The organism is Chitinophaga vietnamensis (assembly GCF_902167635.1).
GTDB classification, from domain to species: Bacteria; Bacteroidota; Bacteroidia; order Chitinophagales; family Chitinophagaceae; genus Chitinophaga; species Chitinophaga vietnamensis.
This window is the reverse complement of record NZ_CABHMS010000003.1, coordinates 156,978-170,493: the sequence shown is the minus strand read 5'-3', so window position 1 is coordinate 170,493 and position 13,516 is coordinate 156,978. Positions and strand designations below refer to the sequence as shown.

General features: G+C 49.9%; 13 protein-coding genes. 6 read left to right on the top strand and 7 right to left on the bottom strand.

The genetic code is table 11. The features are described 5' to 3' along the window. The gene (locus FPG75_RS08850; protein ID WP_143306425.1) at positions 1-927 is read right to left on the bottom strand and encodes a 1-phosphofructokinase family hexose kinase; all 927 of its coding nucleotides are present in this window, start codon (positions 925-927) and stop codon (positions 1-3) included. Between the two features lie 170 nt (positions 928-1,097). Here FPG75_RS08850 and FPG75_RS08845 point away from each other — a divergent pair, with 170 nt between their 5' ends. Both FPG75_RS08845 and FPG75_RS08840 read left to right on the top strand, forming a co-directional pair. Continuing rightward, entirely contained in the window at positions 1,098-1,931 is an 834-nt protein-coding gene (locus FPG75_RS08845; protein WP_143306424.1) for a universal stress protein, read from the top strand. Between the two features lie 30 nt (positions 1,932-1,961). After that, positions 1,962-2,327, top strand: a complete 366-nt coding sequence (locus FPG75_RS08840) for a hypothetical protein (RefSeq protein WP_143306423.1) — start codon at positions 1,962-1,964, stop codon at positions 2,325-2,327. Between the two features lies 1 nt (position 2,328). Here FPG75_RS08840 and FPG75_RS08835 read toward each other — a convergent pair whose 3' ends face one another. Genes FPG75_RS08835 through FPG75_RS08825 form a run of 3 tightly spaced genes read right to left on the bottom strand, consistent with a single transcriptional unit; the run spans position 2,329 to position 5,760 of the window. Next, entirely contained in the window at positions 2,329-3,393 is a 1,065-nt protein-coding gene (locus tag FPG75_RS08835; protein WP_143306422.1) for a response regulator, read from the bottom strand. Further along, complete coding sequence (locus FPG75_RS08830; protein WP_236652749.1) at positions 3,386-4,966, bottom strand: sensor histidine kinase; 1,581 nt, start codon at positions 4,964-4,966, stop codon at positions 3,386-3,388. Before FPG75_RS08830 ends, FPG75_RS08835 begins: the two co-directional genes overlap by 8 nt. A 35-nt stretch (positions 4,967-5,001) precedes the next feature. Further along, positions 5,002-5,760, bottom strand: a complete 759-nt coding sequence (locus FPG75_RS08825) for an LOG family protein (RefSeq protein ID WP_143306421.1) — start codon at positions 5,758-5,760, stop codon at positions 5,002-5,004. 128 nt (positions 5,761-5,888) lie between these two features. Between FPG75_RS08825 and ppsA the strand changes: the two genes are divergently transcribed. Next, positions 5,889-8,288, top strand: a complete 2,400-nt coding sequence (ppsA, locus tag FPG75_RS08820) for a phosphoenolpyruvate synthase (RefSeq protein ID WP_143306420.1) — start codon at positions 5,889-5,891, stop codon at positions 8,286-8,288. Between the two features lie 78 nt (positions 8,289-8,366). Here the strand turns inward: ppsA and FPG75_RS08815 are convergent, their stop codons facing one another. Both FPG75_RS08815 and FPG75_RS08810 read right to left on the bottom strand, forming a co-directional pair. Beyond that, complete coding sequence (locus FPG75_RS08815; protein WP_143306419.1) at positions 8,367-9,662, bottom strand: DNA polymerase III; 1,296 nt, start codon at positions 9,660-9,662, stop codon at positions 8,367-8,369. A gap of 11 nt (positions 9,663-9,673) precedes the next feature. Beyond that, the gene (locus FPG75_RS08810; protein ID WP_143306418.1) at positions 9,674-10,528 is read right to left on the bottom strand and encodes an ATP cone domain-containing protein; all 855 of its coding nucleotides are present in this window, start codon (positions 10,526-10,528) and stop codon (positions 9,674-9,676) included. Positions 10,529-10,824: 296 nt separating this feature from the next. Here FPG75_RS08810 and FPG75_RS08805 point away from each other — a divergent pair, with 296 nt between their 5' ends. Genes FPG75_RS08805 through FPG75_RS08795 form a run of 3 tightly spaced genes read left to right on the top strand, consistent with a single transcriptional unit; the run spans position 10,825 to position 13,048 of the window. Then, a complete protein-coding gene (locus tag FPG75_RS08805; RefSeq protein WP_143306417.1) occupies positions 10,825-11,646 on the top strand; it encodes a universal stress protein in 822 nt (273 codons plus the stop codon). An 11-nt stretch (positions 11,647-11,657) separates the two neighbouring features. Then, positions 11,658-12,305, top strand: a complete 648-nt coding sequence (locus tag FPG75_RS08800; RefSeq protein ID WP_143306416.1) for a hypothetical protein — start codon at positions 11,658-11,660, stop codon at positions 12,303-12,305. Between the two features lie 14 nt (positions 12,306-12,319). Next, positions 12,320-13,048, top strand: a complete 729-nt coding sequence (locus FPG75_RS08795; protein ID WP_143306415.1) for a polysaccharide deacetylase family protein — start codon at positions 12,320-12,322, stop codon at positions 13,046-13,048. Here the strand turns inward: FPG75_RS08795 and FPG75_RS08790 are convergent, their stop codons facing one another. Continuing rightward, positions 13,049-13,498, bottom strand: coding sequence for an OsmC family protein (locus FPG75_RS08790; protein ID WP_143306414.1), 450 nt, complete (start codon positions 13,496-13,498; stop codon positions 13,049-13,051). Positions 13,499-13,516 lie beyond the last annotated feature (18 nt).

The following is a 13,516-nucleotide window of genomic DNA, read 5'->3' as shown; positions in this document are numbered from 1 at the left end:
CTAATCCATACTTTGATAAAGGGCCTGCACATCCTGCAGGCGACACAATGCAGTGCCGGCATTCATAGTGGCGGCGCTACCGCATGCCACGCCATATTTCACCGCGGTGGCAATATCCGCGCCGGCAACCAGTTGCAGCACCATGCCCGCTACCATGCTATCACCTGCTCCCACCGTACTTAGCCGCTTCACTACCGGCGCCTGCACACGCAGCACCTCTTTATTTGTTACCAGCATTGCACCTGTTGCTCCCAATGATACTACGATATACTTGCAATCGCCTGCGCTTATTATCGACCTGGCGGCAGCCGCCACCTCGTCACCGGTAAGTTGTTCCTTACCGGCCAGTGTAGCCAGTTCCGAGAGATTGGGTTTCAGCAGATAAGCGCCGCTGCGCGCCGCGCGTAACAACGCTTCGCCGGAAGTATCTACCACATAAGGAAGCCCTTTCTGCTTTGCCTGTTGACCGGCTATCGCAAAGGCGTCTGGCGGCAAACCAGCCGCCAGGCTGCCACTCGCCACTACAAAGGAGGCCTGGTCCATCGCTTTATCGAGCATTGCCAGTCCCTGTTGCCATTCTGTTGCCGATAACTGCGGCCCTGGCATGCCGAAACGGAATTGCTGACGGGTAGTATCATCCGTCACGATCAGGTTTTCGCGGGTATGGCCCGCGATCGGCATCATCACTGCCGGCACCTGCTCGGCCGCGAGCAGCGCAGTAAAAAACTGGCCGGTATATCCTCCGCCAAAGTATGCGGCAGTAGCCTGTCCTCCAAGCTTCACAATAGCCCGGGCCACATTCACGCCGCCACCGCCAGGTTCGAATACCGGCTGCGAACATTTCAACTTCTTATCAGGCACCAACGCGGCCACCCTGGTACTTTTATCGATGGCCGGATTGAATGTAATGGTGAGAACAGTTTTCATAGCAATCACGTTGATGCCCGTAAAACTAGGCTGGCAGCTGTAATCCGCCAATGACCGGTATCAGACCCGGGGCTGACTATCATCAACCGCTCACAATCAGCTATTGACATGATAATCGTCATGGCAAAGCGATAGCCGCCGCCATACCTTTAGGATACAAAACCTGGTGTATGAAAAAGATACTCTTCATAACGGATGCTATGTCGCTCAATTACCATGCGCTCGATTTCGCTGCATTTCTTTGCAACCTCACGCATTCGAGGCTCACCGCCGTATTCCTGGAAAACCTGGAATACGAGCAGCGGCCGGCTTCGGTGCTAAAAGAAAAAACTGCCGAAAGCGGCCCCGTTACTGCTACCGCCACGCATGAAATGAAATTACAGTGCTGCGAAAACAATATCCGCCATTTCAAGGAAGCCTGTATAAGCAGAGGCATCAATGCTAACTTTCACCGCGACAGAGGCCGCCCGCTGGATGAGATCATCCAGGAAAGCCGCTACGCAGATCTGTTGGTCATAGATGCAGAAACCTCTTTCGCGGCCGATCGGGAATACGTTCCAACCCGGCTGGTCAAAGATGTGCTGGGAGATGCTGAATGCCCTGTCATCATTGCCCCTGTTGATTTTGAAGGGATCGAGAAAATCATTTTCACTTACGACGGACAGGCATCTGCCGTATTTGCGATCAAACAGTTCACCTATCTTTTCCCGGAACTGGAACAACAGCCAGTATATGTGGTAACGGTAGATAGCGGGCACGCGCCGCATGCGGAAGACAAGTACCATATGAAGGAATGGCTGAATAGCCACTATCATCAGGTGGAATTTATTGAAAGAACAGGCAGCACCAAGCCTGAACTGCTGGAATACCTGCTATTCAATAAAAACGCTATTATCGTCATGGGCGCCTATGGCCGCAGTGCATTGTCCAATCTGTTCAAACCCAGCCATGCAACATCTGTGCTGCGACTGATCAGTCAACCAGTTTTTATCACGCACCACTAACAGTGATTTTGCCAGTAAAAAGAATAATAGATGAATTTCAAATTAAAAGGCCTCATCGTAGAGAACGAATCCTGGAAAGGCCAGGTAAAGCAGCTGGAGGATGAGAACATACAATTCAAAAACCAATTGGTGGGCATATTGAAAACAGGTGTGGCAAACGTATCGATGGATCATCTCGAAAGTTTCCAGAACCGCTTTATCAAGATGGATGAGCAGATTATTTTGCTGCGCCATGAGCTCCGGGAACAGTTTCATTTGCTACAGGACGAAGGTACCAGCTATCGGAAGGCGATGGAGCAGCAGAAACGGCTGGAAGTAAAGATGATCATTGTTCAGGAGAATTTTGACAAACTCCGGGTTTCTTTTCACGACTACCTCCGGCAAGTTTATCTGTAACTCAATACAACATGTTGCCCAGTTTCGCTTCATTCAGCAATACGATCGCACCCTCGCGGATATCGATCAGTTTTTCTTCCCGGAAATCTGCGAGGGTGCGTATAACGGATTCAGTGGCGGTGCCTGCGATGGTGGCCAGGTTATCACGACTGATATCAATTATAAAGGGCGGTTCTTTTTTGAGATTATATTTTTTGTTGAGGAATATTAATGCTTCCGCCACTTTCCTGCGCAGGGAATTATAGGCCAGTCCCAGCAATTGCTGTTCTTTCATGGTAACGCTGCCTGCCAACATGCGGATCAGCTGAACGGTTACTTCGCGGTTATTATTCAGCAGTTCTTCGAAATCCTCCCGCGGGATCAGCGCGATTTCACATTCTTCCATGGCCTGTGCAGAATCTCTGTACACGGTATTTTCCAGCAGTGGCACATACCCGAAAAAATCGCCTTCTTTGTACAGGTCTACCACCAGCTCTTTACCGTCGTCGTTACGTTTGAACACTTTCACTTTACCTTTTTGTATGTAGAAGAGGCGGATGACGTGATTACCTTCCTGGTAGATCACCTGTTTGTTTTTGTACCGGTCAATATTGCGCCCTTCAGCCAGCTCTTGTAGCGGCGTTTTGCCGGTGGCCTCGTACATCAGCCTGTTGAGCCCTTGCAGGTTAGGCGGAAAGTGATGGCTTCTGAGTGTAGATCTTTTCAGGCGGCTTTCGATCGCCTGCAAAAGGTCCGTACCGCTGAAAGGTTTTGTGATGTAGTCGTCAGCGCCCATTTCCATGCCCCGGCGCATATCTGCGCGTTCGGCCCTTGCTGTAAGAAAGATAAAAGGTATATCCTGTGTAACGGCATTTTTCTGAAGCATGTGCAACACGCCATAGCCATCCAGCACCTGCATCATGATATCGCATACCACGAGATCGGGGCGATGCTGCAAAGCCAGCTCCACGCCGGTTTTGCCGTTATCGGCTGTCAATACCTGATAGCCGGAAAGGCCGAGTATTTCTGCTGTGTTCTCTCTTATCTCCCGGTTGTCTTCAATCAACAGGATCGTTTTCTTACTCATTTCCTGGTTCGTAATTTATGGGTAATATAACGGTAAATGCAGTGCCTTTTCCCAGCGTGCTTTCACATGATACCTCTCCCTTCATCAGCTCTACATATTTGTTCACGATGTGCAGGCCAAGGCCGGTGCCCTGGATATTGCTGGCATTGGCGGCGCGGAAGAACCGCTCAAACAGGTGCTGCTGGTCGTCTTCCGACATGCCGATGCCGTGGTCTTTTATTTCCAGTTTCAAGCGGTGTTCATTTACGTTTGTGTGTAACAATACCTGGCTGTTCTCCGGTGAAAACTTGATGGCGTTGCTCAGCAGGTTCATGATAATGTGCTTGAAGAGCGAAGGGTCCAGTATCACTTCTTTCGGTCCTTCATGGCGGTAGCTGATCTCCTGCCCTTCTTTCATCGCGCCCTGCATTTCCTGGGTCACGTCATGGATCAGCGTATGCACGTCAAAATTGTTGTTGCGCACTTCTATCTTTCCTTCTTCTATTTTTCCGAGGGAGAGAAAATCATTCAGGATATCGGTGAGCATATCTACAGAAGATACGATACGCTGCAGATGGCGGTCGCGCTTGGGTTGGTCTTCTTCGGCGGCATATTGTTTCACCAGAAATGCAGACGAAAGGATCGTGCTGAGGGGCGTTCTGAATTCGTGCGAAGCCATGGAAACAAAGCGCGATTTCAGTTCGCCAAGATCTTTTTCTTTGCTGAGCGCCACGGTCAGTTCTTCTTTTGATATTTCCAGTTGCTTCAATGCTTTCCTGAGCTGGATGGTGCGTTCTTCCACCATCTGTTCCAGTTCATTATTCAGTTTCTCGATTTTTTCTTCTGCTTTCTTTCTCTCTGTAATATTGTTGATGTAGGCGATCACAAAAGCGCCTTCTTCGTTTTTATAATGGCTCAAGCTGATCTCAACAGGAAATTCAGCGCCGTCTTTATGTATGGCGAAGAGGTCCATACCGATGCCCATAGGGCGGTTCTGGGGATGTGCATTATAATGCTGGCGATGGCCTACATGTTTATCTTTGAAGCGCCGGGGCAATAATATCTCTACTTTCTGTCCCAGCACTTCCTCCCGCTGATACCCGAACTGGTTGAGCGCAAAATTATTGATCATGATGATCTCGCCTTGCGCATTGGATACCAGGATACCTACGCTCGCATAGTTAAACAGGGCGCCAAAGCGTTGCAGTTCCTTGTCGATACGCTGCCGGTAAGGAAATGCAGCTGCGGTATCGGATATACGAAAAAGGCAGTAATCGTTTTCATTATACCGGAAGAAGATTTCTTCGTAAATACCGGCGATCTTTTGCCCTGTGGGGCCGGTCCACTCTCTTTCTTCCTGCTGGTTCCTTTCCTGGTTCAGTGCCTGACGATAGCCGAATTTATTCTGGTTCACCAAAGAGCACAATGCTTGCTGGTCTATACCATCGAGCATTGGCATCGCGTAAAAGTTGAGGTAAACGAGGCTGTCATCCTCCAGGTTTCTGATCCCGGTAAGTCCTGGTACTTTCTCTATGATGGCATTGAATACGTTCAGTTGTGCTGAAATATCCGCGTTAGTCACCGGAGTGTTCATAGTTATTATTTATTTGCATAGTCGAGGGAAATCTTTCATTCACCCAACAAAATAAAACGCTTAAAAGTTTTACGTCTGCTGGTTCGATATTTTTCGTAAGCAAGTTTATTCAGGTGAGCCAATGCTTCTTCAGTGGAATCAGTATACAGGATATATCTAAGATCGCTTGTATCTATCATGGTGGCTGCCAGCATATGCCGGAACAATGTCATCACCGGCTCCCAGTAATCTTTACCCATCAATACCACCGGAAAGTTAAGGATTTTATGCGTCTGTATCAAAGTTAGCGCCTCAAAAAATTCATCCATTGTGCCCATGCCGCCCGGCATGATCACGAAGCCATAGGAATATTTAAACATCAATACTTTCCTGACAAAAAAATGCCGGCAATTAAAAACTTTGCTGAGCCAGGGATTGGGCTGTTGCTCTTTCGGCAGGATAATGTTGCAGCCCAATGCTTTGCCACCGGCCTCGCTGGCGCCTTTGCTCGCGGCTTCCATAATGCCGGGGCCGCCGCCGGTCATCACGTTGAAGCCCATGGCGGCAATGCCGGCGCCCATTTTACGGGCATCTTCATACCAGGGCGTATCCTCCTTTACCCTCGCCGATCCGAATACGGCAATACAAGGGCCGGCAAAGTGAAACACCCGGAAACCCCGCAGAAATTCCCATAGCGTACGTAAAAGAAAAAGTAGTTCAAGCAGCCTTGAACGCGGTCCTTCCAGAAAATATTTCTCATCGCCGGCCTTGGGTGATGGCGCTTTCAAGGTATCATTACCGGGTAATACGATCATATCGGAAAATTTACCACCAAATTCCTGCTCCTGGCCCAAAAGAGCTATGATGCCTGTCACGGCAACCTGTGATGTATATCATAGGATGCCCGTAATATTTTACAGAAAATTGTACAAAGCTCAAGTATATGGACACTTTCATCAAGCCATTCTCCGCCATCCGGATGACCGATGTTCCGGAAGTGGGCGGGAAAAATGCATCCCTGGGAGAAATGATCTCCGGGCTACAGGATAAAGGCATCCGCGTGCCTGACGGATTTGCCACTACCGCCGCAGCATTCCGGTATTTCCTCGATGTTAACCAGCTTGCCAGTCCCTTGCAAACATTGTTGCAAACGCTGAACCGGCGCGACTATTCCAACCTTGCAGCCATCGGCAATGCGGCACGCAACATGATCCTGACAGCCACATTCCCCGATGATCTCAGGCAGGCGATACTCGCCGCCTATCAGCAACTTTCCGGCGATACGCCTGCCGCCGTTGCCGTGAGAAGCAGCGCTACCGCCGAAGACATGCCACAGGCCAGCTTCGCAGGCCAGCATGAATCTTTCCTCAATATACAAGGCCCCGCCGCGTTGATAGCGGCAGTACAACGCTGCTACGCTTCTTTATACACCGACAGGGCCATCAAATATCGCGAAGACAATCACTACGAACACAGCAAAGTGGCGCTCTGCGCCGGGATACAACAAATGGTGCGCGCCGATCTCGCCTGCTCCGGCGTAGGATTTACCCTTGAACCGGAATCCGGCTTCCGTGATATCGTGTTGCTGACCGGCATATGGGGCCTCGGCGAAAATATCGTACAAGGCGCCGTAGTACCAGACGAGTTCTATGTATTCAAACCCTCCCTGTATCAAAACAAACAAGCTATTGTACAACGGAAAAAAGGCAGCAAAGCGCAAATGCTGATCTATGGCGATACAACAACTACCACAAACATCGCTACTCCTCCCTACAAACAAGCGCAGTATGTATTGTCTGACGAAGAGGTCATGCAACTTGCCAGATGGGCAATAGACATAGAACGCCATTATCAATGCCCGATGGATATTGAATGGGCCAAAGATGGCATCAGTGGAAAGTTATACCTGATACAGGCAAGACCGGAAACCATCCATTCGCGCCAGCGGCCGCAGCTGGTTACCAGCTACCAGCTTGAAAGGAAAGGGCATTGCATCGTGTCTGGCGAAGCCATTGGCGACCAGGTGGCCAGCGGCATTGCACGTGTGCTGGCATCACCGGCAGATGGCGCCCGCCTGAAAGCCGGCGAGATCATCATCACCACCAATACCAGCCCGGACTGGGATCCGCTACTCAAAAAAGCCGCAGCCATCGTTACCGACAGCGGCGGCAGAACAAGCCATGCCGCCATTGTTGCCAGGGAACAGGGCGTGCCAGCCATTACCGGCACGCAGCAAGGCACCGCCGTGATACAAGATGGACAAGCTATTACAGTGTCTTGTTGTGAAGGTAAAACAGGATTTGTATATGAAGAGGCGATCCCGTTCGAGAAAAAAACTTTTGACTACAGCCAGGTAAAAATGCCGGAAGGCACCGCCGCCATGCTCATCATCAGCGATCCCGAAAAAGCCTTCCGCCTGGCGCTGCTGCCGAATGACGGCGTAGGGCTGCTCCGCATGGAATTTATCATCACCCATGCTATCGGTATCCATCCAATGGCACTGGTAAAATATGATGCGCTCAGAGACCTGGCCGCGAAAGAAAAAATTGCATCGCTCACAGCAGATTACCGTAACAAGGAACAATTTTTCATCGACCGCCTTGCAGAAGGAATTGCCACCATTGCTGCTGCATTCTATCCCAAAGACGTGATCGTGCGTATGAGTGATTTCAAAACCAACGAATACCGTCAATTGCTGGGTGGCAAAGAGTTTGAGCCAAGGGAAGAAAACCCGATGCTGGGCTTCCGTGGCGCATCCCGTTATTATCACCCCTTGTATCAACAGGGCTTTGAACTGGAATGTGCCGCCGTAAAAAGGGTAAGGAATGATATGGGGCTCACCAATGTAAAAACGATGATCCCTTTCTGCAGAACGGTGGAAGAAGGACGCAAGGTATTACAGGTGATGTCGTCCTGTGGGCTGAAGCAGGGAGAAGATGGCCTCGAAGTATATGTGATGGCCGAGATACCATCCAATGTATTAGATGCAGCGCAATTCGCCGCTATATTCGACGGTTTTTCTATCGGCTCAAACGACCTCACACAGCTTACGCTGGGCATAGACCGCGACTCAGGGCTGATTGCCAATCTCTTCAACGAAGAAGATCCTGCCGCCATGCGCATGATCAGCATGATGCTGCAAAATGCCAAAAAAGCCGGCGCCAAGATAGGCCTTTGCGGACAGGCCCCCAGCGATATTCCCGCATTCGCCAGCTTCCTGGTAGAACATGGCATCGATAGCATCTCCTTCAACCCCGATGCGCTACTGAAGGGCATCGAGAATATCCGGAACGCAGAAGCTGGACAATCCATACCACATCCGCCACTAACTGTTCCATCGTAATAAAAAAAACGGCTCTTATTTCTGAGCCGTTTTTTTTATTCAAGCGCCGCAAACACGCAATAACATCGGTTAAAGATGTTATGCATTTTTCTTGCGGCGTTTGAACGTTGCCATTTCACTCCACGGTAATGTATTTAATATATGCTCCTTGCTGCACCCTGCCCTGCGGGCTTTCCCGACTCCCAATTGCATATAGTCAAAATGTGCCAGCGTATGCGCATCTGTACCAATGACCAGGTAAACGCCTTTCTCCACCGCTGTTTTCAGCAATTGGTCCGACAGCGCGAGCTGCCCCGGATAGGCATTGATCTCCAACGCAGTGCCAGTGATGGCAGCCTGTTCAAATAACCGCAGCCAGTCGACCGAAAAGGCATTCAGTCCTTCCGCCCTGGCGGGGCCGATACGCCCGATGCAGTGCACATGCGGGTTATCGCAGGCTTTCAGTAAACGGGCGGTATTATCATCTTTATGCGTACCACGAACAGTAGCGATCACCCAATCAAATTTTTCCAATAACATATCGGGCAATTCAGGTGTTCCATCTTCCAGCAGGCTTATCTCTACGCCCTTCTTTACAAAATGCTGCCCCATGGATTCATTTACTGCATCGATCTCTTTGAACTGGAAGCGGAAATCGCCAGGCTGCAAGCCGCCAGGGCAGCCTGTTCCCGCCACATGGTCTGCCACCACGATATATTCATAATGCGGGAAAGCATTCGTGGCATAGTGTGCCAGCGCGGATATCTTCTGCTCTCCATCTCCCCATACGCTGTGTATATGCATATCTCCTTTAATCTTGTTAAAGCTCACCAGTGCAGGCAACTGAAAGCGCTGTGCCGCTGCTATCACGTCATTGTCTTCCCGCAGCTCTGGCGGAATAAATTGCATCCCGAGATGCTGATAGATATCCTCTTCTGTTTTGCCCGCTATATATTGTCCACTCTTCCTGTCAAACAGGCCGTGTTTATTCAGCAGGAAACCCTTGGCGGCGGCGAGGTTTTCCAGCATCAGATTATGGGCAACGGAGCCGGTGTAATAAAGCAGGCCTGCGCCATACTCGGCTGCATCCAGCATGTACACATCCACTACTTCGCCGGCATAACCCAGGATATGCAGATGATGCTCATCGCTGGAGATCACATGTTGCACCTGCGCCAGCTGCGACAGCTCTCCCTTTGCGGCGGCCCGTTTTGACCTTGGCACCTGTAGCACCAGGTCGATATTTCTCACGGTATCCTTCTCCCTTCTGAGGCTTCCCGCCATAGCCACCTTCTCTACTGAAGGAAGTTGTATCATGGCCCGTTGCAGTTCATGGCCCAGCAACGCGGCATCCCATAATAATAATCTGCCCGAAGGCATTACCAGATTATTCATGACTGTGATATTTAGTGTGGTACTGTAAATTCGTCCTTCTTGCAAAGTCCGTCTATTTCCGCCATCAGCAACCCGCGCCGGGCCGGCGATACCTTTACTTCATCCAGGTAAGCGGGATGGGCTTGTAATGCACTACAGAGGATAATCCCTTTTTCCAGCAACCGGTATTTTTCCGCTCTCGATAAAGTTGTCAGACAAGTAAGCGGATAAAGCCCGGAACGATCAATGATGTCCTTGATCCCTTTGTTGGCCGGATAATCCCAGGAAAGCAGCTGCAAGCCTGCGCAATTACCATATTGCAAGGCGTCTGCAGAAAACCGTGTATTGGTGACCAGGCATCCTTCAAAAGGGCCGCTGTACCGGGCGGTATTCTGCGCAATATCTTCACATCTCGCGTGGAAATAAAGGGGGGTCTTCACATCACAAAAGGTTCCCCCCTGCTGATGGTATTTGCATTCTATAATAAGCGTATGCTTCAGCTGTTTGGCCAATACGTCTACTTCGTGCTTTACGCAATGGCCCTCCATGATCACGTTGGTGGTGACGGTAAAGCCAGTGTTGCCAAACAGTTCAGCAATAAATTTTTCAAAAGGAAAACCGGATGGCCCTAACTCGAAGATGGCTTGCTTCAGGTTGTACCGCGCCGCTACATGGCGCGATGCGTGCTTCAGCAAGTCAAAGGCGATCCGGTAGATCACACGTGTAGGAATACCCGGATATAATTGCTGATACAGCTCTTCCATGATCCTGTCAATAGTGTCTGTTGCCGCTCCCGCTTTCTTCAGCGAGGCTCTCACCTTCTCGTCCGAGAAAGGTCTTTTTTCTCCGCTCCACTTTGTTACAAATACCGGCGCATATTTTTCCATAACAATGATTTCTGTGTATAAAATGGCGTTGTCCTATCGCTCCTGCGGCGTAGCTCATGTTTTATCTACCGGGCGATATGTTGGTAGCCCGCATCACATCTACCAATATGCCGCCCCATAGGAGCGGTAGACTTATGCAACAACGCTATGTAAAATTAATGTTGCAAGCCGCCGACTGCAATGATATTGATTAGCTATCCTGCTGATCTGCGTCACTGATCATCATCATCCTGGCGCTTGCCGCAGATCATTTTTCCACAGCATTCCAGCCACTAGCTTCACAAAAAAAACAAACTATGAAAAAGGTATTGATCGCCTTTGATGGCCCGAATTTTTCCAGGGGAGCCTTCGAGTTTGCCAGCAAGCTGAATGAGCTTTCCCCTATTCTGTTAACAGGCGTATTCCTGCCACAGACGGACTTCTCTCTCGCCTGGAGTTATGCCGCACCCGGTGGCGGCCCTTATATCCCGCTCATCGAAACCGCTACCACAGCAGCAATAGAAGAGAACATCCAACGATTTCAAAACGCCTGCGTAAGGGAGCATATTGAATACAGGGTACATCAACACCTTTATGATGGCGCGTTGTGGGAACTGAAGAAAGAAACGCGCTTCGCCGATCTGCTGATACTGGGCAGTGAAAAATTCTACGAACAAATGGGACTAACGGCCTCCAATGAATATCTGAAGATCGCCTTGCATGACACATCCTGCCCGGTCGTCATCACTCCCGAGTCCGGCAGCTTCCCCGACACCGTGCTGCTGGCCTATGACGGCAGCGAAGACGCTACGTATGCCATCAAAGCATTCGCTACCTTGTTTCCGGAGTTGTGCAATATGAAATCGGTATTGTTATACGCAGCCAATAAAAGACATACAGAGATCCCGGACCTCGAATACATCAAGGAGCTGGCCGCCAGGCACTTTCCCCAGCTCGATATTGAAGTGCTGCCCGCCACTCTCCGGAAATATTTCGATACCTGGGCCAATGAACAAGGACATCCCATCCTGGTATGCGGTTCGTTCAACAGGTCGGGTTTGTCACAACTGTTCAAAAAGAGCTTTTCCTCAGATGTGATCAGTGACCGCCGCATTCCGGTATTCATTGCGCATCGTTAAATACGCCGTAAATGAAACGATTCAGATCGTGGTTTTTCCTGTTGTTGATACTGGGTGGCTGCACAGCCACCCATATCACCAGCGAGTGGCAGTCGCCGGATATCCATCCATACCGGTACCGGCGTATCCTGGTGCTTGCATTGCTGCCTGCTGCAGAACAATCCTGGCGGCAGGAACTGGAAACGCATCTTGCCAACGACCTTGCCACAATGGGTTATACCACCGTCACTTCATCCAGTATCCCCTACAATAACGCATTTCAAGGGAAGGATGAAAAAACAGCCATTGCCATGCTGCAACAGGCCGAAGTAGATGCCGTGCTCACGATCACGTTGCGCAGCACTTCAACGGCGCACTTTTATATTCCGTGGATATTCGACTACTCGCTGCTCGATCCCGATTACAATTTTCTGCCAGACTACCTTAATTCGGCGTTAGCGCTGGATGCCATCCCCAGCTATGATCTCGATCATACCACTTACTACTGGGAAAGTAATTTATACGATATGCTGAACGGAAAACTTGTTTACTCAGTACAAACAGCTTCGCTGGATATCAATTCCGCAAGGCAGTTCAGCCATCGTTATGGCAAAGCCATTGTGCAACGCATGAAAAAAGCGAAAGTGCTGGAAAGGCAATACCCCAGTGATGTAGAATAAAAAAAACAAGAAAGATGAAACGCGTGTTACTATTGATCTTTTGCGTGATGGCATATGCAAGGCCCGTATGCCAGGAAGTGCCTGTACTTTGCTATCACAACATTTTTACCGGCAACAGCTATACGCCAGGCCCCTTGCGCATCAGCGCTGATCAGCTGGATCAGCAGTTCCGTTCGCTGGCGGAAAACGGCTACCACAGCATATCTCCCGATGAGCTGCTGGCATGGATACAGGGCCGTAAACAATTGCCTCCCAAGCCGGTGATGATCACTTTTGACGATTCCCATGCAACACACTATACCCTGGCCGCTCCCATACTGGCGCGTTACGGCTTCAAAGCCGTATTCTTCGTAATGACCGTTACCATCGGCAAGCAAGGATATTTGTCATCAGCACAAATAAAAGCATTATCAGACAAGGGTCATGTGATTGGCTGTCATACCTGGGATCATCAGCCGCTGGCATCTGGCAATATCAACTGGCAGCAGCAGCTGACCAAACCCAAAGCGGTATTGGAGAAGATAACAGGTAGACCAGTGAATTACTTTGCCTATCCGTATGGAGAATGGAATATGGCGGCAATAGAAGAGATCAAAGCGCATGGATTTCTGGCAGCCTTTCAGCTAAGCAACGCGCAAAGCAGCCAGGAACCGATTTTCACCATCAGGAGGATGATAGTGGCGGGCAACTGGTCCGGCACGCGGCTGCTCTCTAAAATAGAAGAAACATTTCCTCCAAAGTGATCAGGCAGGCCGTGGATGAGGATCACGGGCCACTTCACTGTTGAAGATAATAGCCGCTTTCAGTGAATTGGCCACAATGCAATTGGCCTTTGCTTTTTCCAGGGCCTCCCTGGCTTTGCCCAGGCATGCATCATCTGTCACATATATCCTGGGATACAAATGTATCTGGCTGAAAACATACCGGCCTTCTGACAATGCTATCACTCCTTTTACTTTGCAAACAAAATGGGAGATATCGAAACCTAGCTGTGAAGCATAATACAGGTAGGTGCTCATAAAGCTGCTGCTCAAGGCGCTGATGAGCAGATGCTCGGGGCTCCACTCTTCGCCATCACCGCCGAAAGCCGGCGGCGTAGCTACCCTTATCAGATCCTTCACTTCGCCGGAAGTAATGATCCCTCTTTTCAATTCAAGCCAGTTAAGCCGCGTTTCAAATTGAACGGTCTGCATAATATCAGGATTTAGAAC